At 43.0% G+C, this 22353-nt stretch carries 19 protein-coding genes; 7 read left to right on the forward strand and 12 right to left on the reverse strand.

From position 1 onward, the window contains the following. Positions 1-6: 6 nt before the first annotated feature. From ABHV44_RS08945 to dnaK, 5 genes are all read right to left on the reverse strand, one after another. Positions 7-1092 (reverse strand): ArsO family NAD(P)H-dependent flavin-containing monooxygenase, encoded by a 1086-nt coding sequence (locus ABHV44_RS08945; protein ID WP_459074337.1) that lies wholly within the window; start codon positions 1090-1092, stop codon positions 7-9. Beyond that, the gene (locus ABHV44_RS08950; RefSeq protein WP_459074338.1) at positions 1093-1938 is read right to left on the reverse strand and encodes a 5'-nucleotidase, lipoprotein e(P4) family; all 846 of its coding nucleotides are present in this window, start codon (positions 1936-1938) and stop codon (positions 1093-1095) included. Between the two features lie 130 nt (positions 1939-2068). Next, entirely contained in the window at positions 2069-2893 is an 825-nt protein-coding gene (locus ABHV44_RS08955) for a mechanosensitive ion channel family protein (protein WP_459074339.1), read from the reverse strand. A gap of 102 nt (positions 2894-2995) precedes the next feature. Further along, entirely contained in the window at positions 2996-3415 is a 420-nt protein-coding gene (gene mscL / locus ABHV44_RS08960; protein WP_459074340.1) for a large-conductance mechanosensitive channel protein MscL, read from the reverse strand. 127 nt (positions 3416-3542) lie between these two features. Beyond that, positions 3543-5465 carry a molecular chaperone DnaK gene (dnaK, locus tag ABHV44_RS08965; RefSeq protein ID WP_459074341.1) on the reverse strand — a complete coding sequence of 641 codons (1923 nt, stop codon included), beginning with the start codon at positions 5463-5465 and terminating at the stop codon, positions 3543-3545. A gap of 248 nt (positions 5466-5713) precedes the next feature. On the opposite strand from dnaK, the gene ABHV44_RS08970 reads away from it, so the two are divergent. From ABHV44_RS08970 to ABHV44_RS08995, 6 genes are all read left to right on the forward strand, one after another. Then, on the forward strand, positions 5714-6733 hold the full coding sequence (locus ABHV44_RS08970; protein ID WP_459074342.1) for a ligase-associated DNA damage response exonuclease: 1020 nt from the start codon (positions 5714-5716) through the stop codon (positions 6731-6733). After that, positions 6730-8319 carry an ATP-dependent DNA ligase gene (locus ABHV44_RS08975; RefSeq protein ID WP_459074343.1) on the forward strand — a complete coding sequence of 530 codons (1590 nt, stop codon included), beginning with the start codon at positions 6730-6732 and terminating at the stop codon, positions 8317-8319. Before ABHV44_RS08970 ends, ABHV44_RS08975 begins: the two co-directional genes overlap by 4 nt. A 20-nt stretch (positions 8320-8339) precedes the next feature. After that, on the forward strand, positions 8340-8876 hold the full coding sequence (locus tag ABHV44_RS08980) for a hypothetical protein (RefSeq protein ID WP_459074344.1): 537 nt from the start codon (positions 8340-8342) through the stop codon (positions 8874-8876). Positions 8877-8939: 63 nt separating this feature from the next. After that, on the forward strand, positions 8940-9737 hold the full coding sequence (locus tag ABHV44_RS08985; RefSeq protein WP_459074345.1) for a helical backbone metal receptor: 798 nt from the start codon (positions 8940-8942) through the stop codon (positions 9735-9737). 255 nt (positions 9738-9992) lie between these two features. Further along, complete coding sequence (locus ABHV44_RS08990; protein WP_459074346.1) at positions 9993-12245, forward strand: patatin-like phospholipase family protein; 2253 nt, start codon at positions 9993-9995, stop codon at positions 12243-12245. A 71-nt stretch (positions 12246-12316) separates the two neighbouring features. Continuing rightward, positions 12317-13378, forward strand: a complete 1062-nt coding sequence (locus ABHV44_RS08995) for a Gfo/Idh/MocA family protein (RefSeq protein WP_459074347.1) — start codon at positions 12317-12319, stop codon at positions 13376-13378. Positions 13379-13387: 9 nt separating this feature from the next. Here the strand turns inward: ABHV44_RS08995 and ABHV44_RS09000 are convergent, their stop codons facing one another. Genes ABHV44_RS09000 through ABHV44_RS09020 form a run of 5 tightly spaced genes read right to left on the reverse strand, consistent with a single transcriptional unit; the run spans position 13388 to position 18388 of the window. Then, positions 13388-14470, reverse strand: a complete 1083-nt coding sequence (locus tag ABHV44_RS09000) for a glycosyltransferase (RefSeq protein WP_459074348.1) — start codon at positions 14468-14470, stop codon at positions 13388-13390. A 32-nt stretch (positions 14471-14502) separates the two neighbouring features. Beyond that, positions 14503-15600: a glycosyltransferase family protein gene (locus tag ABHV44_RS09005; RefSeq protein ID WP_459074349.1), complete on the reverse strand. Its 1098-nt coding sequence runs from the start codon at positions 15598-15600 to the stop codon at positions 14503-14505. After that, complete coding sequence (locus ABHV44_RS09010) at positions 15593-16516, reverse strand: hypothetical protein (RefSeq protein ID WP_459074350.1); 924 nt, start codon at positions 16514-16516, stop codon at positions 15593-15595. Before ABHV44_RS09010 ends, ABHV44_RS09005 begins: the two co-directional genes overlap by 8 nt. After that, positions 16495-17085 (reverse strand): acyltransferase, encoded by a 591-nt coding sequence (locus ABHV44_RS09015; protein WP_459074351.1) that lies wholly within the window; start codon positions 17083-17085, stop codon positions 16495-16497. The genes ABHV44_RS09010 and ABHV44_RS09015 overlap by 22 nt, the downstream gene beginning before the upstream one ends. A gap of 52 nt (positions 17086-17137) precedes the next feature. Beyond that, positions 17138-18388: a lipopolysaccharide biosynthesis protein gene (locus ABHV44_RS09020; protein WP_459074352.1), complete on the reverse strand. Its 1251-nt coding sequence runs from the start codon at positions 18386-18388 to the stop codon at positions 17138-17140. A gap of 342 nt (positions 18389-18730) precedes the next feature. Here ABHV44_RS09020 and ABHV44_RS09025 point away from each other — a divergent pair, with 342 nt between their 5' ends. Further along, positions 18731-19699: a peptidoglycan bridge formation glycyltransferase FemA/FemB family protein gene (locus ABHV44_RS09025; protein ID WP_459074353.1), complete on the forward strand. Its 969-nt coding sequence runs from the start codon at positions 18731-18733 to the stop codon at positions 19697-19699. Here the strand turns inward: ABHV44_RS09025 and ABHV44_RS09030 are convergent. Together ABHV44_RS09030 and ABHV44_RS09035 are read right to left on the reverse strand one after the other, a co-directional pair. Beyond that, complete coding sequence (locus ABHV44_RS09030; protein WP_459074354.1) at positions 19696-21441, reverse strand: SpoIIE family protein phosphatase; 1746 nt, start codon at positions 21439-21441, stop codon at positions 19696-19698. The genes ABHV44_RS09025 and ABHV44_RS09030 overlap by 4 nt on opposite strands. A gap of 128 nt (positions 21442-21569) precedes the next feature. Next, positions 21570-22217 (reverse strand): response regulator, encoded by a 648-nt coding sequence (locus ABHV44_RS09035; protein ID WP_459074355.1) that lies wholly within the window; start codon positions 22215-22217, stop codon positions 21570-21572. Positions 22218-22353: the final 136 nt, after the last annotated feature.

Consider the following 22353-nt stretch of genomic DNA (forward strand, 5'->3'; position numbering starts at 1 on the left):
ACTTTTTCAAATGTCGTGTCCAGAGTCATTCTGCTCTGCTTTTTTTAGAAAATCCTGAACTTCACCAATGGTTTTTTTAGCAGACCGGCCTACACCGATGATAGTGGCTGAGGCAAAGCCTGTCCAGCCACCGTAGCCTACTAGCCAAAGCCCTGGTATTTCTTTCGATCGGGTTCCGTCAGTTTTTATTTTTCCTCTTAAGTCGGTTTCCACCAGATTTTTAAGGTGAGCTGTGGCGTAGCCAAAACCAGTGCACCAAATCACAACTTCAAATTCTTCTTCAGTGCCATCTGGCCAAACCACTCCCGACTCGGTCATTTCTGCGAAAGTTCTTCTAGAGCCCAGAACCTTTCTATCCCGGGCTTCTTTCACCGTTGGCACCATCACGATATGGCCCAAGTTATATTTCGAAGGATCGAACTTTTCACCTTTTTTCTCAGCGTAATACTTTGCAGAGGCCACATCAAAAAGCACCCGGCCGTCTACATCGTCTGGCAAAAAATCAGGCTCTTCACGAGTCGCCCAAACCGTGTTTGCGTGTTCAGAGACTTCTGCCAAAATCTGGGCACCGCTATTTCCCTCGCCTACGACTAGCACTTTCTTGTTCTTCAAAAAGTCAGGATTCCTGTATTCAGAAGAATGAATTTGAACTCCGTTAAAACGCTCTTTTCCTTTCACCTCTGGAATAAACGGTTTTCCCCAAGTCCCAGTTGCTGAGATCAATGCTTTAGATCGCATCGTTCCCGAAGAAGTACGGAGTTCGAATAAATCGCCTTGTTTGACAGCAGAAAAAACTTCGACTGGCCTTTGAATCTGAATATTGTAGCGCTGTTCGTATTTGCACAGGTAGTCGATCACTTCCTCTTTAGTGGGGAAGTCATGAGACGAAGAGGGCATAAGCCAACCAGGGAGGGAGCTGTGTTCGGCCGGGGAGAAAAGCGTGAGAGAATCCCAAGCGCTTTGCCATGAACCACCGCAACTTTCACTTTTGTCGAGTATTGTGTAGTCGATGTCGGTTCTGCGCAAGTAGTAAGCGCAGGCCAGGGCGCTCTGTCCGCCACCAATGATGATGAGGTCGTGCGTTTTATTCAATCAGTTTTCCTTTTTGTACCCTCTGAGCTTCGACCTTCTCACAGAATCTTTCTGAGCTTCGGTGTAGCTGTAGTTCGATTCGAAGAGGCCTTCGGTTTCCCAGTCCCCGTACATCACGTTGGGCAAAACAATGAACCTGTTGCCAAATTCATTTTTCAAACTATCCACAAGAGCACTCCGTTCTTCTGAAGAACGATCGTCAAAAGCAGAAGAAAAGTCGGCCAGGTTGTCGCCCAGGAGCATCACAATTTTGTGAGTCTCCTGCGCAATTTCTCTTCTCGGACCTTTAGCGCTGGTGGTGTCTTTGGTCATCACTCTGGAATTATCTGAAATTGGGAAGCCGAGCTTTTTCATATTGTCGATGGTGGCTTGCCTCAGCGTGTCGTAGCGGTTGGTGATATAAAAAATCTCAACTCCCTGCTCGTTGGCATAATTGAAAAACTCAAGTGCTCCCGGCATTGGTGTGGCGTCTCTTTTTTCGCTCCATTCAATCCACGTTTCGCGGTTGTAATTTTCATCATCCAAAACCAACTGAGCGTTATATGGACTGTTGTCTAAAACGGTTTCATCTACATCAGTGACGATTGCCAGTGGCTTTTCAGAATCGCCGTGAGCTTCAATCATTTCGCCAAGTCTGTATTTGGCAACATTGAAAGCCTGGTGGGAAAGGGCTTCAAACTCAGCTGCATTCTGTGTCCACAAAACCGACTGCATCATGTGCAGTGACTTCGAGGATGGAGGATTTTGTGAACCACTTTGGTTGTTTGGATCCTTTTCGTTCAAGGTGATGCAAGACTGCAAAACAAGCGCAGTTAGAAGGACGAACGAGGCGTGAAGACTTTTCATTTTTGAGTTTCTGAATTTTGCGTGCAAAGTAAAAGAATCCACATCAATCAACGGTCAATTGGAGCAGATCAAAAAAATAGCCCCATCAAATGTGATGGAGCTATTGGTGCAATTGCTTTAAAAGAGATCATTAATTCTCTTTGTGAAGGTGAACGTCCATTTGTGGAAAGGGAATGTTCAGGCCTTCTTCGTTGAATTTCTTGTAGACTTTACCTTGCATATCGAAGTTCACTGGCCAGAAATCTCCGGAAGCCGTCCAGCAGCGAACAGCAATGTTTACCGAGCTGTCAGCTAGTTCTTTCACAGCGAAGAAAGGTTCTGGATCCTTCTGGATTCTGTCGTCCTCTTCCACTAATTGCTTGAGTACTGCAATCGCTTTTTCTGTGTCATCACCATAGCCGATGCCAAATGTCCAGTCGTGACGCCTTGTTGGCTCAGTGCTGTAGTTGGTTATCGAACCTGTAGAAACCGGGCCGTTTGGCAAGAAGATGGTCACATTGTTAGGTGTCTTCAAAATAGTATTGAAGATCTGAATTTCATGAACTGTACCTGAGTGCCCTTGTGCTTCAATGAAATCACCAACTTTAATCGGCTTAATAATTAGAATAATCACGCCACCAGCAAAATTTTGTAGTGTCCCGCTAAGTGCCAACCCAATTGCGAGTCCTGCCGCACCGAGCACTGCGATGAAAGAAGTTGCCGGTACGCCAACCAGGCTGATCACTGATAGAACAACCATTATTTTGAGTATGGCCCCAATTATGCCTGTTAGAAATGGAATCAGAGACGGGTCCATTTTTCTTTTCTCAAGACCTTTACGAGTCATGTTGGTCAGCTTCTTGGCGAGCCAGAGTCCTATGATGAGGACGATAATCGCCAGAAGCACTTTTGGAGCGTACTCTAATATCATTTCGTACGCCAAATTGAGGTAATAATTGATGTCTGTATTTTCCATAAGTAGATTGATTTGGTTGCAATAATACAATCTCTCACAACAGGTCAGTGTTGTAAAAGTTGAGTTTTAGTCGAAATCCACGGCAGAATTTGAGAACTGATCTTACTTTTTCTCCCGCAGAATATCGCGAATTTCTTCGAGGAGCATTTCCTGTTTTGAAGGAGCATACTGTGGTTGTGCCTTGTCGTTTTCCTTTTTGCGTCTCAAAAAGTTGTTGTAAGCTCTTACAATGAGGAATACAGAAAAAGCCACGAGTATAAAAGTCAATATGTGATTGATAAAAAGTCCGTAGCGGATGGCGATTTCAGGGACGATGATTTCAGTTCCGGACATCTCTGCCTCACTGATGACCAGTTTTAAATTCTGAAAACTCACACCACTGATTAGTTTGCCAATAGGTGGCATTATGATGTCGTCAACTAATGATTTGACTATTGCTCCGAAATATGTAGCGAGGATTAAACCTACGGCTAGCTCAAGCACATTTCCGCGACTGATAAACTCTTTGAATTCTTTTAGCATGGTCTTAATTCATTTTAATTCGTGAGATATGAATTTAGAATATTCCTGCAAAGGAAACTTTTGAAAACAAAAAAAAAGGCGAGCCGGATGGCTCGCCTTTTTCAATTTATAGTGTCGCTCAAGAAGTTTATGACTTCTTATCGTCTTCCACTTCTTCGAAGTCAACATCGGTTACTTCTTCGTCTTCACCTTGAGCTTGTCCACCTTGCGCTCCGGCACCGGCTGCGCCTTCAGCACCGCCTTGTTCTTGTTGCGCCTGGTACATCTCCTGTGAAGCTGCCTGGAAAACTTCGTTGAGTTTATCCATTGAAGCTTTCATTCCTTCAATGTCTTTTTTCTCGTAGTTTTCCTTCAACTCTGCCAATGCGTCTTCGATTGGTTTTTTCTTGTCTTCAGGAATTTTGTCTCCGTACTCCTTCATCTGCTTCTCAGTCTGGAAGATCAAGCTGTCAGCTTTGTTCACTGTTTCAGCTTCTTCTTTTGCTTTCTGGTCAGCAGCTTCGTTTTCCTGAGCTTCGCGCTTCATTTTTTCGATTTCATCTTCGCTCAATCCAGAGGAAGCCTCAATTCGAATAGATTGCTCTTTGTTAGTCGCTTTATCCTTAGCCGAAACATTAATGATACCGTTGGCATCAATGTCGAAAGTTACTTCTACCTGTGGCACTCCGCGTGGCGCTGGTGGAATTCCATCGAGGTGGAATCTACCAATCGAGCGGTTATCTTTTGCCATTGGGCGCTCGCCCTGCAGCACATGAATCTCAACTGATGGCTGATTGTCAGATGCTGTCGAGAACGTCTCCGACTTGTTTGTCGGGATCGTAGTGTTCGCATCGATCAATTTGGTCATCACACCACCCATGGTTTCAATACCAAGTGATAGTGGAGTCACATCGAGAAGAAGAACGTCTTTCACATCTCCTGACATTACACCACCCTGAATGGCAGCACCAACAGCAACAACCTCATCTGGATTTACTCCTTTTGAAGGCTCTTTTCCGAAGTACTTTTTCACACCTTCCTGAACAGCTGGGATTCTTGTAGAACCACCAACCAAAATCACTTCATCAATGTCGCTCTTGCTGAGGCCTGCGCTTTTCAGTGCAGATTCGCATGGGTCGATTGTTTTCTTAATCAATTCATCGGCAAGTTGCTCAAATTTTGAGCGGCTCAATGAACGTACAAGGTGCTTTGGCACTCCGTCAACCGGCATGATGTAAGGCAAGTTGATTTCTGTTTGAGAAGAACTGGAAAGCTCAATTTTCGCTTTCTCAGCAGCTTCTTTCAAACGCTGCATCGCCATTGGGTCTTGCTTGAGGTCAATTCCGTTTTCGTCTTTGAATTCGGCAGCCAACCAGTCGATGATCACCTGGTCAAAGTCGTCACCACCGAGGTGAGTGTCACCGTCAGTAGAAAGTACTTCAAAAACACCGTCACCTAGCTCGAGAATGGAAACGTCATGCGTACCACCACCGAGGTCGAATACTACCACTTTCATGTCTTGCGACTTTTTATCAAGTCCATAGGCAAGAGCAGCAGCAGTTGGCTCATTGATAATTCTTTTCACTTTAAGTCCAGCAATTTCACCGGCTTCTTTAGTAGCCTGACGCTGCGAGTCATTAAAGTAAGCAGGAACAGTAATCACTGCCTCTGTAACTCCCTGACCGAGATAGTCTTCAGCAGTTTTCTTCATTTTTTGAAGAATCATTGCCGAGATCTCTTGAGGAGTGTATTGTCTGTCATCTATTTGAACACGTGGCGTGTTGTTGTCACCTTTTACAACTTTATAAGGAACGCGGCCAACTTCTTTTTCTACTTCTGAAAAAGAGTTACCCATAAAGCGTTTGATAGAAGAAATTGTCTTCTCTGGGTTGGTGATAGCCTGACGTTTTGCAGGGTCACCGATTTTTCTTTCACCACCCTCTACGAAAGCCACCATCGAGGGAGTGGTTCGTTTTCCTTCACTATTTTGGATAACGACCGGCTCATTTCCCTCCATTACAGCTACGCAGGAGTTAGTAGTACCTAAGTCAATTCCGATAATTTTACTCATGATATGTTTCGTTTTAAAGGTATTCGTTCTTGATTTCGACTCTCTTTGGTCAATCTCTGTGCCACCGGTCAGAAAAATCTTTCAAATGAAATATTGACACAATTTGACTGACACAGCCTGAAATTGGGCATTGATAAAATGACATTTTGTCGAGACCACTGCGATTTATCCTGCGACTACCCGGATTTGACAGACGCCTTTAACCTGGCAATTCAAAAACATTTCTTGTTTCTTGTGGTTGATGTCACATGTCGCTTTTACGCTTTACTAACAAGGGAATCTACTGTCCGCAGGCAAAAGTTTACATCGATCCGTGGAAGCCGGTCAACAAAGCAATTATTACACACGCTCATGCCGATCACTCCCGCTGGGGAATGAAAAATTATTTAGCTCATAACCTCAGTGTGCCGGTGATGAAATACCGCCTGGGCAGCGACATCAATGTGGAAGGTGTTGATTTCAACGAACCGCGAACCATCAACGGAGTTAAGTTTTCGCTTCATCCTGCTGGTCACATTTATGGATCTGCGCAGGTGCGCGTGGAATACAAAGGTGAAGTGTGGGTGGTTTCTGGCGACTACAAAACCGAAAACGACAAATGCTGCACGCCATTCGAACCGGTGAAATGTCATTCGTTTATCACTGAATCAACTTTTGGACTTCCAGTATACCGATGGGAAAATCAGGAATCGGTTTTTGAGGACATCAACAGCTGGTGGAGAAAAAATAAAGAGCAGGGAAAAACCACAATTCTCTGTGGTTACTCGCTCGGGAAGGCTCAGCGAATAATTCAAAACCTCGACTCTTCAATCGGAAAGATTTACACTCATGGAGCTGTGGAAAACACCAACGAGGTGCTAAGAGAAGCCGGAATAGTCATTCAGGAGACAACGCAAATCACTCAGGAAACTCCCAAAAAAGCAACTCTGGGAAATATCGTGATAGCCCCACCTTCTGCTTTAGGAACTCCCTGGGCACGTAAACTGAAGCCTTACTCTACGGGAGTGGCCAGTGGCTGGATGATGGTGCGGGGAATGCGCAGAAGAAGAAATGCCGACAGAGGGTTTGTTCTGTCGGATCACGCAGATTGGCAAGGATTGAACGAGTCGGTAAAAGCCACTGGGGCTGAAAACATTTACGTCACTCACGGTTACTCCACCATTTTTGCGAACTGGCTGAAAGAGCAAGGCTACAACGCGAGCGTAGTAGATACCGAATACGAAGGTGAAAACATGGACGAGAAAGAGGAGAAGGGAGACGAAGAATGAAGCGATTTGCCGAGCTGTTCATGAAACTCGATCAGACCACAAAGACCACGGTGAAGATTGATGTCCTGGCTGACTACTTTCGAGAAGCGCCCGATTCCGACAAGGTTTGGTGTATCGCTCTGCTTTCTGGCAAACGGCCAAAGCGTCCGGTAAAAACTACTTTTCTCAGGCAATGGGCAGCTGAGCTGGCCGGGCTTCCCGATTGGCTTTTCGAAGAATCTTACCATGTTGTGGGCGACCTTGGGGAAACTGTGGCGCTGGTGCTACCGGATCCGGAATCTACGGAGGAGCGGTCGCTGACAGAAATCATGGAGCTGATTATCGAGCTCCGGGAAAAAACAGACGAGGAAAAGAAAAAGTGGGTGCAGTCGGAATGGATGAAGCAGTCGCGAAACGAACGTTTTGTGTTCAACAAACTGATGACCGGTATTTCCAGGATTGGCGTGTCGCAGAAAAACATGGTGAAAGCTCTTGCCAAATACACCGAGCGGGATGAAAGTGTTTTGGCTCACAGGCTGATGGGAAACTGGACGCCAACAGAGTACACTTTCTCAAGACTGATACTGGAAGAAAGGAAAGAAGACGACTTGTCGCGTCCTTATCCATTTTATTTGGCATATCCGCTTGAAGAAAAACCCGAGGAGCTGGGAGATCCTAGCGATTGGCAGGTGGAGTGGAAGTGGGACGGAATCCGCGGGCAGGTTGTGATTCGCGAAGGACAAATTTTCGTTTGGAGCCGTGGGGAAGAACTGGTGACTGATAAGTTTCCGGAACTTCATTCCCTGAAAGATACCGTGCCTGACGGTACAGTAATCGATGGAGAAATAATTTGCCACGATGGTGAACAGCCATTGCCGTTTCACCTTTTGCAGACCCGAATCGGACGCAAAAATGTTTCTGCCAAAACGATGAAAAAAGCCCCGGTGAAAATCATTGCTTACGACCTTTTGGAACACCAGAATGAAGACGTGCGAGAAGTAGAGCTCGGGAAAAGAAGAGCCTGGCTCGAGCAAATTGTGGAAAAGGCCAGTGTCGATGAGTTGCTGATTTCTAAAGTTTTGGAAGAAAAGGACTGGAGCTCATTGGCAGAGAAAAGGGAAGGCTCCCGGGAAATGCGCAGCGAGGGGTTGATGATCAAAAAGAAAGACTCTAACTACAAGGTCGGGAGAAAGCGTGGCGACTGGTGGAAGTGGAAAGTCGATCCGCTGACAATCGATGCGGTTTTGATCTACGCCATGCGCGGCCACGGGCGCAGAGCCAATTTGTACACCGATTACACTTTTGCGGTATGGGATGGTGATGAGCTTGTTCCTGTTACCAAGGCCTACTCCGGTTTGACCGACAAGGAGTTCAACCAGGTTGATCGTTTTGTAAAAAAGAATACAGTCGATCGATTCGGGCCCGTGAGGTCCGTTAAGCCAGAGTTGGTTTTCGAGATCGCTTTTGAAGGAATTGCCGAATCGAATCGTCACAAAAGTGGCGTGGCACTAAGGTTCCCTCGAATGCATCGCTGGAGAACCGACAAACCGGCCGAAGAAGCCAACACCAAAGCAGACCTTCTCAAACTTTTGGATAAATTCGGCTGACGAAAAAAGACGCAAGTATTGTGAAGCCAGAATCTCTTACCATTCTCAAAAAGGAACTTAAAAAATGCTCACCCGAGGAAACTCAGGAAATTGTACTGCGACTTGCTCGCGCAAAGAAGGAAAACAAAGAGCTCCTCACTTACCTGTTGAGCTACGCTGAAGACGCAGCCGAGTATGCTGACGACATGCAGGAGCATCTAGATCTGGCTTTTGAAGATCTGAGTCACCGACCTTACTTTGCTGCAAAAACACTGAGGAAAGTACTTCGGGAAATCACAAAATTTAAGCGATTCACAAAAAGTGACCGTTACATGGTGCAACTCTTGTTGCACTTTTGCGAGCGAACTGTCGATCACTTTGGTTCATCTCTCCGCCATCAGCCAACGCAGGGAATCATTTTTCGCACCATGCTAAAAATCCGAAAGGCGCTCGACAAGATGCACGAAGATCTTCAGGCCGACTTCAGGCCGCATTTTGAAGAAATCGTGAAGACGATCGATTCCAAATTCACGTATTGGAATGCTATCCGCTATAACATCAGGGAATTGACTGAATAGTTTTTTTCGGGTTTCGGGATTCAATACATTTGCCCGCACAAATTCTCAATTCTAACCGAACGCATGCCAAATTATACCGATCAAATGGGCAGAAAGGTGCAGCTTTTTGCACCGCCAGAAAGGATTATCTCTCTTGTTCCATCTCAAACAGAGTTGCTTCATGCCATAGGGCTTGGAGAAGAAGTAGTGGGAATCACGAAATTTTGTGTCCACCCCAAAGCCTGGTGGAAGTCAAAGGAAAGAATTGGTGGAACTAAAAAACTAAATCTCGATAAAATACGGGAGCTCGATCCGGACTTAATCATTGGCAACAAGGAAGAAAACACCAAAGAGGATATCGAGGAGTTAGAAAAAGAATTTCCAGTTTGGATGAGCAATGTGGACACCCTTGATGATGCTTACGAAATGATTGTGGAAGTCGGCCGCATTTGCGATCACGAGAAAGAGGCTGTGCAATTGGCAAAAGAAATTGAGGAGAAATTTAAAAGCCTTCCTGTTACCGAGAGTCCAGAAGCCTCAGTGGCCTATTTTATTTGGGAAAACCCGAAAATGGTGGTTTCTAACGACACTTTTGTCGACCATCTGCTAAATCGTTGCGGCTTCAAAAACGTTTTCTCGAATCACCCAAAGTTTGAAGGAGAGCGTTACCCCGAAGTCACCAAAGAAGATCTGAAAGCTGCCAATCCCGATTTTGTTTTTCTTTCGTCAGAACCTTTTCCGTTTAAGGATGAGCACAAAAATGAATTTAGAGAAATCCTGCCGCAGTCTCGCATCGAAATTGTAGATGGTGAAATGTTTAGTTGGTATGGCTCTCGTCTGTTGCAGGCGGTGGACTATCTGAAGGAAGTTAAAAACTCCTGATTTAGCGTCAGTTGTTCACTTTGTTTTTTTGACATTTTAGCATTTGCGTGCGCATTTCTGCAACCGAATGAAATATATTTGGCCCAGTTTCGTATTTCAATCCGGAACTAAACCAAACACCGCGCGTCTAACTTGAAAATTGAGCGATTATACAATCTTCATTTTGGTCATTCTGGCCAAATTAACCTGTTGCTTTTTCTAAAGCGGTGTCTGATTCCCAGTTTTAAAAAATATCTGCTAGTCATCTGTTTTCTAGTGGCTGCAGTGGTCACTTCTAACGCTCAACAAAAAGTGGGAGTGGTGCTGAGTGGAGGAGGAGCCTCAGGCCTGGCCCATGTTGGATTTTTGAAAGCTCTGGAGGAGAACAACATTCCTATAGATTACATTACCGGAACATCTATGGGGGCTATCATTGGCGCGATGTATGCCTCGGGAATGTCGGTAGAAGAGATTGAGGACTTCGTAAAATCCGAACAGTTTGCCTTGATGGCCAGCGGTGGCCTCAGAGAGGAATACCAGTTCTTTTTCAAAAAGTTTGACCCTGATGCTTCTCTGGCTACTCTCAAGTTTAGTAAGGCATCACTCATTGAAGGTAGCATTCCAACTAACCTGATTGATCCGGTTTTGATGGATTACGAATTTCTCGAACTTTTCAGCCAGGCTGCAGCGGCTGCGGATTATGACTTCGATAATCTCTTTGTACCCTTTCGCTGTGTAGCTTCCGATGTGGAGGCAAAAGAGAGCGTAGTCTTTCGATCGGGACATTTGAGTCAGGCTGTGCGGGCGTCCTCAACTTATCCTTTTTACCTAAAGCCCATAGAAATTGATGGCAAGTTGCTTTTCGATGGAGGGCTCTACAACAATTTTCCTTCAGACGTCATGTACAGCGATTTTATGCCTGATGTCATTATTGGCTGCAACGTATCCGAAAACCAGGTGAGCCCATCGATGGATAGTTTTATGTCGCAGATTCGCAGCATGATTCAGTATAAATCGAATTTCGAGAGTCTGTGCGATCACATGCATATCGTAGAACCGGAAACAGATGTGGGAACTTTTGAATTCGATGAGGCGGCCGAAGCAGTTTTGCAAGGCTATCAGTCTACTGTTTTGGAGTTGGACACAATCACCGGCATGATTGAAAGGCGAGAAACCCTCGAATCGAAAAATAAGAGAAGAGCTGCTTTCAAATCGCAGTTCGAACCGCTTGTCTTTGACGAGATCAACATCGAAGGATTGGATAAATCGCAAAAGAGCTATGTCCGTAAAATACTTGGAAAGAATCGTGATACGATTTCGATCCGTGAAATTGAATCGCGTTACTTCCGCATTTTTTCCGATGACAAAATCAAGTACATCTACCCTGTCGCTCACTACAAGCCTGAGTCTGGTTTTTATTCACTCAGCCTGAATGTGAAGAAAGAGAAAGATATCCTTGTCTCTTTTGGTGGGGTGTTTTCGTCCCGACCTATTAATACCGGGTTTGTGGGAGTTCGCTACAATCTGTTCGGTCGAACTTCTGCAACACTCAACGCCAATTCGTACTTCGGTAAATTCTACAGCTCAGTTCATGCCAGCTCGCGCTTCGATTTTTCTGCGCAGATTCCATTTTCCATAGAGCCTGGCCTCACTTTCAACCGATGGGATTACTTCAAGAGTTTCACCACTTTCTTTGAAGAAACTCAACCGTCTTTTATCATTCATACCGAGCAGTTTGGCGGTGCCAAGTTTAAAATTCCTGTTGGCTCAAAAGGCCGACTGACCTTCGAGCCAAATTATTTTGATATCAGTGACGAATACTATCAAACAAATGATTTTTCCTCGGCTGATACGGTTGATAACACTTCGTTTAGAGGCCTCACTGCTGCACTTTTCTATGAGAGAAGCACTCTTAATCGAAAGCAATTCGCGACAGATGGTACGTTTTTAAACATTCGAGGAAGGTTTGTAAGCGGTGATGAGCTCACCGACCTGGGGTCCACAGCCTCTGTTCCGGGTTCTGTGCCTTACAAAAATTACCATGAGTGGTGGTCTCTAAAAGGAGAATATACCAACTATTTCGACCGCTGGGGTCCGATCACTGTGGGTTTCGATCTAGAGGCCGTTGCTTCTAACCAGCCGTTTTTTGCCAATTATCGGGCAACACTAATTGAGGCTCCAGCCTACCGACCTATTCCAGAGAGCTACACCTTTTTCCTCGATCATTTTAGAGCGCACAACTACGCAGCAGGTGGTGTGAAACTAATCGGACACATCAATAAGAATATTCACTTGAGGGCAGAGGGTTATGCTTTTAAACCGTTTGGAAGAATTGCCGGCAACGAAGACAAAAGCCCTTACTATTTCTATGACGACACTTTCAATTACATCGGGTCTGGTTCATTGGTCTACCAATCACCCATCGGACCGCTAAGTCTGAGTCTCAATTATTACGATCAGAAGGAAGATCCCTGGAGCTTCATCTTCAGCTTTGGCTACACCTTGTTCAACCGAAGAGCTTTTGAGTAACGGTGAAAGCCTTTTGCTTAAGGAAGCCATCAGCGCATTATTTCTAACTTTGCCCGAAATTTAATGGAGGAATGAAAACGATCAAGTTTGCAGTAATCGGTGCTGGACACATTGGCAAGAGACATGCTGAGATGGTGCAGCGAAATGAAGAGTCGGAATTAGTTGCTATGTGCGACATCCGATCGAAGGAAGAGTGTGGAGTGGAATTCGATATTCCATTTTTTTCGACTCCCGAAGAAATGCTTGCAGCCGACCTGGAAATTGATGCCGTTTGCATTTGTACACCCAACGGACTGCATGCTAAGCACGGACTTCTGGCGCTCGACCACAACAAGCATATTGTGATTGAAAAGCCTATGGCGCTGACCAAGTCCGATTGTGAAAAGATGATTTTCAATGCGCTCCACCACAGCAAACAAGTTTTCTGTGTAATGCAAAACCGTTACTCTCCTCCTTCGGCCTGGCTCAAGGAAGTTGTGTCTCAGGGCAAACTCGGAGAAATCTACATGGTGCAAACCGACTGCTACTGGAATCGCGATGATCGCTATTACGGAAAAGTGAAGTGGAAAGGCACCAAAGATCTGGACGGTGGAACGATCTTCACGCAGTTTTCTCACTTCATCGACATCATGTATTGGCTCTTCGGAGATATCGAAAATATTCAGGCGAAGTTTGCGGATTTTAAACACGCTGAGACAACCGATTTTGAAGACTCCGGTTTTGTGAGCTTTGATTTCACCAATGGAGGAATTGGAAGTTTTAACTTCAGCACTGCCGTTAATAATCAAAATTTCGAGAGCAGCATGACCATCATTGGTGAGAAAGGCACGGTGAAAGTCGGAGGTCAGTACATGAATGAGGTTGTTTATTGCGATATCGAAAATTACGAAATGCCAGAGCTGCCTCCTTCAAATCCGGCCAATGACTACGGTGCTTACAAGGGGTCTGCTGCCAATCACGTTTACATTATTGAGAACGTGGTCGACACGTTGCTCGGCAGAACAAAAATCACCACCAATGCACTCGAGGGGTTAAAGGTTGTGGAGATTATTGAGCGGATGTATCAGGCAGGAAATTTTGATAAGAAAAGAGCTGCAACTGCTGAGAAAAAGGCCGTTGAGAGCGAAAGCTAAACCTTCGGCTTATTTTAACGAGAGCTCATCATAAATATCATTCATGATTTTGACGCTATTCGACCAATTGTAGTTGGACTCAACGAACTTCCGTCCGTTTCTACCTAATGTTTGGCGTTCTTCTTTATTCTTTGCTAGATGCAGTAATTTCTCTGCTACCAGTTCATGGTCTTCGGCATCCACAATTTGGCCAGTAATACTATTTTTAACGACTTCTGTTAGACCGCCAATATTATTTACCATTACGGGTAATCCGCAAGAAGATGCCTCCAGAATGGCTACTCCAAAACTTTCCTCTCTGGAAAAAGCGCAGAAAATGTCAAAAGTATTTAGTGCGTTAGCTACCTTTTCATGGTCCACAAATCCCTTAAAAAAAACTGAATCTTGTACGCCTAGCTTTTGAGCGAGCGACCTTAACTCATCTAGCTGCGATCCTTTTCCGTAAATATGACATTCAGAGCTGGGGAAATCTTTGTGGAAGATGGAGAAGGCTTTGATCAGATGATCAATACCGTAAACCACTTCGAGACTTTTTACTGTTCCAAGTATGAATTTGTCTTTGTTGACAGGGGCTGGAGTGAACTTATCAACCCGAATTCCAAAAGGAGTAACTCGGACATTCTTGTTCGTGTAATTCTGAATTTCTTCAACCATAACATCGCTTGTACTCAAGATCACTTTTGCTTTTCGAAAAACAAATTTTAAAAGTGCTCGATGAAGTAGGGACCTTTTGGGGAAGTCGTAAACATCAGAACCCCAGGCAGAAACTAAATAATTCGAAGCGTTTAACTGGGCGCCAAAGAAGCCATAACTAGATGCATAATGGGCATGTACTATGTCTGGTTGAAAGGATCGATAAGCTGATGTTAATAAGTTAAATCTTAATAAGTAACTGATTTTGCTTTTCCTGGGCTTTTCGGGAGTGAAAATGACTACCCCGGCATCCTTGTATTCCTTTAGCCAGCTTTTATTATCTACAGGGTTGAAAGAGAACACTCCTAACTCATGTTGCTTGCTCAGCTCTAAAATCCATTTTTTCAAATGAATGGAATTGATGTCTCCCAGAAGTAAAATGCGTTTTTTACTATTCATTTCATTGCTGCCTTAGCGGACCGTGTTTTCTATCATCCATTTGCACTGAGTTCTTTAATTAACTCAACTAATTTTTCCATTTGTCTACCTCGAGAATACTTATTTACAAATTCTTCATCCGGCTCTGTATATCTATGCTCCTTAATTTTTACTAATGTTTTTTCAATTTCCAATTGGTTGTTTTCCGACCAAAATACGTTGGGGTATCCCTTCAATTCATCGTGGATTGACCCACGATTCATGTGTTTGTCGGATATTATCAAAATGGGTTTCTTGCAGCGTATGTAATCAAAGAGTTTCGTTGTCGACTGAAAATCTTCTCCATAAGTTTGAACAACACCCACGTCCGACTTTGCAATTGCACGGATGGATTCCTTATAGGTCACGAGACCATAATCTTTCACCTCTTTGTCGCAATTTGAAAGTTGCGCACCATCAGCTCCATAGTAATTCAGAACACTACTATGATTATGGACTGCCTTACATAAGTGAATAGGATCAAAATAAAATTTACCTGTGTAGATCAGATTGAGTTTATCTGACAAATCAGGCTTTTTTAAATCTATTTCGACTTTCTCATCAAAACCATTTTGAATGATAGCGTTCCTTTTTTTATCAAAATCTTCAATGAGTTCAGAACAGTAGCGGTTCACAGTAATTAATGCATCTGCCTGCTTGTTAAACCTTTTCTCAAAGAATTTCTTAACAGCTATGATTGGTCGCTTATTCTGAAATCCAGGATTGTTGGCAAAGGGGTCTCTGTAGTCGAGGATTACGTTACAATCGAACTTTTCTTTTAACCAACTTGTAATGCCGAAATGCATAAATGGCCCACCTGTTATGATCACAGTGTCTGGAATGAATCCTCTTTCCTCGTTTAAAAAGGACTTTAAATTTTCTTTCCAGAGTAAACCTTCATCTTTTATAAACCTGGAAATCTTCGGCTTTTGGTTTGTCGGTACATAGTGAACTTGGTCAGTCTTCGTATCGGGGTTAGCTGTCAATACTTCAACATTACAATTCATTTGAGAAGGAAGGTTTTGAAACCAGTAGGTTGCACGTAGAGCTCCCACTCGTTTATCTGGAGAAAAGTAATAGGCGATAAGCAGAATGTTTGACTTCTTACTCAATTATAGAATGTATTTCATTAATTAATTTCGAAAACACATAATCTGAGTTAAACTCTTTCTCTATAAACAGCTTCCCTTTTTGGTTAAACTCATACTTTCCTTTTTTAAAATCGGCATTCATTTCTGTCAATGCGTTTTCTAGCTCATCTTGACCAGAACAGTAGATGCAGTTTGGATAAGGATGATTGTATAGAACTTGCTTACCTCTGGCGAGGCTTTCTAGTACAAAATTAGATAATCCATCATGTTGAGGAACTCTTATAGTCGCGTGACAGTTGTCAAACTGAAAATCCATGTCATCAACCCAACCTAAGGCTTCCAAATTCTCTGGTAAAGGTTGATACTTTTTTGCTGTTGCTCCTACAATGGTAAAGTCGATTTCGGGAAAGTTTTTAGCTAAATCAATTACTTTCGGTAGGCCATAAAATTCAGAGCGATTTTCGGGCATGTAACTCAAGATTCTTAGCCTATTGCTATCTGGAGCAGTTAAGGCATAGCTTCTATCAAAAGAGGCGAAATTAACGATCCTGGCATCAATTTCTATTTGTTTTAACTCGTCCTGGATCCAATTGACTTCGCAAAAATGATTGACTTTATCTAAATAATCCTCTTTATAGATGCCACTTTGATAGGCTTCCGTAGATTTTAGGACATCCGTTCCTACCCAATGCATAATACAATTCACATTGTTTTTTAAGGCAATATCAAAAACTCTACTTTTACTCAGTGTACCGTTGATTGAGTAGATTACATCTGCTTTAGGTATCAGGAACAAGCCTTTTAATTGATCCTTGCGACTGGTATATGTGTCCAGGTGAATGACATTCCAACTCTCCATCCTTGGCTTGAGTGCTTCTGCCAATCTTTTAGCAAACAGTGGTAATCCGACTATTATTATTCTTCGCTTTTTGCCCATTGAGAGTAAGTCTTTTTCAGGATGTCATGTGCCTCTAAAAATTTTTGATCTAAATCTCTTGTATCTCCAATTCTTACAGCAGGATTTCCGGCTATTATTGAGAAATCAGGGTAAGTCCCTTTCACCAAAGAGTGGCTTTGAACGAGTGAGCCCTTTCCGATAAACGTATCAGGCATAATGGTGGAATGCGGTCCAATAAAACTATACTCTTCGATAACGACTTTTCCTTTTTTATAGCCCACCAGGTTAGATTCATTTCTATAGTTCTCACGATACAACCGAATTGAAACGTGGCTACTGTGGGTCAAAATGGATATATAGTTTGTGATTTGAGTGCCCTTTTTTATCTCTATTCCATTTGAGGCTTCAATGAAATTGAAATGACCAATAAAAACATCATCATCTAAGGTGAGATTAGCTTCAGAGTTTATCGTTGATGAAGTGCTAATCCGAGTATTGACTAGCTTTTTGCCTTGATTTATAACGCCATAGACCATTTTAGGCTGACAAGCCTTATATCTTTTCCAGGCACGCTTAAATAAAAAGTTCCTATAAATTCTTCTGAGCACTGAAATAATATTTAAAGGTTTTCAATTATCACTAATCATTTGAGTTCAAGCTTCAGTTCTCAACTGCTTGATTGCGGTCATAATTTAAAGTTAGACGAAATTTAATAATGGTTACAATCACAAGGTAAAAGGTCATTGACAGACTTATGATGTAGAACATCGAAATGATGTCAAAATATCCTTTCAACTGAAGAATAGGAAGGATTCCAAATCCAATTACCTGAATAATTGTGCTGACTAAGCCTAGCCAGAAAAACAGAACTTGCTTTTTAAATACCAGCGGTAACGTTGATATAGGAGACGTTACAAGATTGATCATGAGCCAGGGTGCCAGGATTTCTGCAATTTGACCGGCAAGCACCCAGTTATCACCGAAAACAAATACAAAAATTGGTTCACCAAAGAAAAAGACAATTGAAAAAGGAATTAAGGAAAGAGCAGACAGTAATGCTACAGTTTTCTTAAGAGTTGGATACATTTTCCTTTTCTCAGCATACATCTTAGAAGCTTTCTGAAAGAAGACCTGGCCAATTGATGTTCCTATCAGCATCAAGGGAAGTCTTAGCATTCTGAATGACAAGTCATAGGATCCAAAAACACTTTCAGTGAAAAATTCAATCATAAAGAATGCAATGAGTAATTCTCTGCCATGGTCTAGAAGTGAATGAGGAAGATTTACTCTGGGAAATTCACGATACTGCCTTGATAAAACCTTCATTTTGGCTCCCGATCGATTGTTCTCTTCAGACCTCGAAACGTTGAAGAAATTCTTTAGGAATGAAGTACACGATACTATTACGCCAATTACTGTCGCAATGATGAGACCAATCGCCCCGAAATTTAACAGACCTGCGACCAGTTTTAAGCCATTGGCGGTCGATGAGTGAAGGATTTTAGAATATGAAATGACTTTGAAATTCTCCTTGCGAATAGCCCAATTGCTAGCGATGTTCCTGAAAATCATGAAAGCAGAGCCGGCTATAATCAAGAGCAAATAGAAAAGTGTATCAGTTTTTACACCACTAAATACCCAATAGATGGCACCTATGAGAATGGTTGCAACAATTGTCCAAAAGGCTATTCTTAAGGATAGCCAAAATAATTGAAATGCATGACTGTCTTTTTTTTCTAACGGAATAGTCAACTCGTATCTAGCTGTCGCTATTACAGTGATAAAGGCTGTGATTCTAATGTACATGGCCAGCTCGCCAAAGTCTTCTGGTGTATAAAAGAACTGCGTTAAAAGAGGAGTGACAGCATAACTTATGGCCTGTGCTATTACGGTCCCAGAAGTGAGGACCATAACAGATCTAATGAAGCTTGATTTTAGATTTAAGTCTTGAAACATTCTCTTCTACAATCGAATGCTAAATTAGAATATCCTTGGAAGGTTCCCCGTGAAATAAGTATTTAAAGTTGATGCTTTCCAAAGGCACTGCGCTCTATGTGACAAAGGCATTCATTTGATTTTTAATGATCCGAAACCTGTTGGGTGGTTTTTAGAATTTACGTTGTAGCATTTTACCTTGAGGAAGCGATTTGGAAACCACCAGGGGTCAGTAAATTACATAGGGAAAATGAACAAAAAAGGCATGGAGGAGCTAATGTGTTTCACTTTTCCAAAACACGCTTATCTTTACCCGCAATGAAGGTTAAAGAAATTTCCACTCAATCTTTTGCTGAATTTGCCAGAAGCAACAATGATTCTCAGAGTGTCTTTAATACCGAAAAGTGGATGAACCTTTTTGGTGATCAGCTGAGTTGCTTTGGAATTCTGGATCCTCAGGGAAAAACGATAGCTGGCTTTTACCTTTTTCGAGATAAGATCAAAGGATTTACCTTTTATCGCAATCCACCTTTTACACCTCACAATGGTTTTGTCTTTGTAAACTCCGGCACCAACCCGGCAAAGCGGTTAGGTAAAGAAAAGAAAGTGGTGCGGGCAATGGCCGACAAACTTGCTGAGCTTGCCCGAAAAAATATCGTAACAGTTTCACTTCCACAAAGCTTGCAGGATTTGCAGCCTTTTAGCTGGAATGACTTTAAAATCGTGCCGCAGTACACTTATATTCACGACCTGGAAAGGAGTGAAGAGGAACTGTTTGATTGCTTTTCACCAGAAACCCGAAATAGCATCCGCAAAGCGCAAAAAGACGGTGTGGAAATTGACCAGTCGCACGATCCTGAATTGGCTAAAAAGATAATCGTTGAAAATCTGGAGAGGAAAGCTGCAAAAATTGAAAAGTACTGGCTCGACAAAATTTTCTCGGATTTTCTCACCCCGGAAAACAGCTTCATGACCTTTACTCAGAAAAGGGAACAAACACTGGGAGTAGCCGTCTGTGTTTTTGATCAACAAGCAGCATATTACATACTCGGAGGAGTCGACCAAAAGATTGAAAACATAGGTGCCGGCCCTCTGGGCATCTGGAGTTCGATGCTGCGAGCTAAGTCTTTAGGGCTAAAAATATTTGACTTTGAAGGCTCAATGATTCCTGAAGTAGAGCGTTTCTTTCGCTCCTTTGGACCGCAGCAAAAAACTTACTTCTCGGTCAATAAAGCCTCTTTTTGGAAAGAAGTTCTACTCAAGAAAGGCCGGAGGTCGAAGTTTTAAATTTCCACTCCCATCACCAAAATGTCATCTACCTGAGCGTAGGTTCCTTTCCAGTCCTGAAGGCTGTTTTTGATGCTCGACTCCTGGTCAAAGAAGCTGCAACCCTGAATATCTGCCAGTAGTTGCTTGAATCTTTTTCTTGTAAACTTCTTGTTCTTGGGGCCGCCAAATTGATCTGTGAAACCATCGGTGTGCAAATAAATCCTGTCTCCTTTAGCTAGTGGGCGAACGTGTTCAGTGAATTTTTTATGCTCAACTTTAAAAGTTCCGCCTATTGAAAGCCTGTCTCCACGCAGTTCTTCAATTTCGCCATCTCTGACAAAGTATGCCGTTTGAAGAGCTCCGCTGTGACGCATCTCCATTTCGTCAAAATCAAACAGGCAAAGAGAAATATCCATTCCCATACTCACCTGAGTTTCGGTATCGTGTTGTTTGAGCTCAGTAATCACGTAATTGTCGAGTGCCTGTAGGATCTCTGCCGGACTCTCCATTTCTTCTTCCTTAATCACCTGATTGAGGATTTTGGAACTTACCATGCTCATAAATGCTCCTGGAACTCCGTGGCCTGTGCAATCTACTGCTGCTATCCAGCACTTATTTCCTTTTTTGTGGAACCAGTAAAAATCTCCGCTAACGATGTCAAGTGGTCTCAGGTAGACAAATGCATCACCAAAACCTGAGGCAATTTGAGACTCTGATGGAAGCATCAACTGCTGGATACGTTTTGCAGCGATAATCCCTTCGGTCATGTGAATGTAGTTGTCGCGAAGCTGGTCAGAGATCAATTGTCGCGATTTGGCCTCTGCCTTCAGTTTTTCATTAACCCGGCTCAATTCATTAGTCCTTATCTCAACAGTCTGCTCCAATTGGTTCATAACGCGGTGCAGCCGATCTTCCGAGCGCTTAATCGCTGTCATATCGATGAAGCTCACCGTTAAAAGACTGTCGCTTGGATGTGATCGATTGACTTTGACTTTGAGTCTGAGGTTCTTTTCTTTTAGGGTTAGAAAGTCTGCCTCGAGAGATATTTGCTCGCTACTCTGACCATCGTAAAGTCCTGCAATGGCTTTCATAAATGGCAAGCTATCCTCTTCCAGGGTTTTATCGAAATTGGCAACGAGATCAGATTTACTTTGAGCTTCAAAAAGCTGAATAGCCTCGTTGTTACACTCGGTTAATCTCAGGCGGTAAAGTTCCTTTGTGCTGCCCTGAGAGTCTGAGGAGTTCATTTTGAAAACGCAAATACCTACACCAGCGTTGTTGAAAATAGCTGCGTATCTCGCTTCGCTTTGAGCAATCTCTTCCTGAAATTTTGCTCGTTGAATTTCGTAACGTTTCTTCTCCAGAGCCTGAGAAACCACCATTCCGAGTCTTGTAAGTGACTTCTTGATGACGTAATTGTCAATTCCGGCTTTTATACAATCTATTGCCGCCTCTTCATCCAGCTCGCCAGTCACCAAAATAAATGGAATAGACAATCCGAGATCTTTCATTTTGGCGTACGCCTCAAGTGCGTTGTATTGAGGCAAAACAAAGTCTGAAAGGATTACATCGGGCTTGTCTCTTTCAAGTGCTTCCTCAAAAGATTCTTTATTGGAGACGTGGTTTATATTGAAGTTGGGAAATCCTTTTTTAAGCTGAGTACTCACAAGTTCGGCATCGAGCAGGTAGTCTTCAAGCAGAAGAATATTCACTTGTTGATTCTGTGTAGCAAGGTCAACTCCGTTAGTAAAAGTGTTCACTGTCGGGATAAATTAGGTTATAAATTAGTTTTTAGTTTTAATCAAAATTATCGTCAAATAATTTTGCGCGTGTCAGCTCACAAACGTGAGACTTGTAGGATAAAAATTATAAAAGCGTAGTCACTCACCTACACTTCAGAAATCGGTGCCAGATTGTGCATCAAAATATACTTGATGAGGTCGGAATTGTTGTCCATTCCCATTTTCATCAGTACGCGCGATCTGTATGTGCTAATAGTTTTTGCACTCAATTTTAGCTGGTCTGCAATCTTGTTGTTGGCCTTTCCTTCGCCAATTGCGAGCATCACCTCATATTCTCTATCGGATAGATTTTTGTGAGGGAGGTCCTGATTTTGATTGTTCACTTCTCTGTAAAGCAACTTTGTAATCTGCGGACTCAGGTATTCTCCACCGTTTTGGATCGTGCGAATGGCTTCAATCAACATCTCAGGTTCGGTATCCTTATGGAGATATCCGTTTGCTCCGGCTTTCAACATTCGGATTGCAAACTGGTCTTCCGGGTACATGCTCAGTACGAGCACTTTCATATCTGGATAAAATATTTTGATCTGCTTGAGAACTTCCAGTCCGCTACGCCCAGGAAGGGACACGTCTAGAATTACAAGATCCGGTGTTTCCTTTCTAAGTCTTTGAAGGAGTTCTTCACCACTGGCAATGTCGTCAGCCAAAATTTGGATATCATCAAAATTGCTGATGATCTGTCTTAATCCTTCTCTCACGATTTTATGATCGTCACATATTACAACTTTTATCATGGCTCTTTAAGTTTGTTTTAACACTCTTAAGGTTTGCCATACAAATGTAGATAGGTGATTCACGAAAGGTTATAGGATTGCGTCTTCATGGTGTGTCAGATAAATCCTACACCAGGAAATGGACTTAAAATCATGA

Source organism: Halocola ammonii (assembly GCF_049334165.1).
Classification (GTDB): Bacteria; Bacteroidota; Bacteroidia; order Flavobacteriales_D; family Sanyastnellaceae; genus JBEGHD01.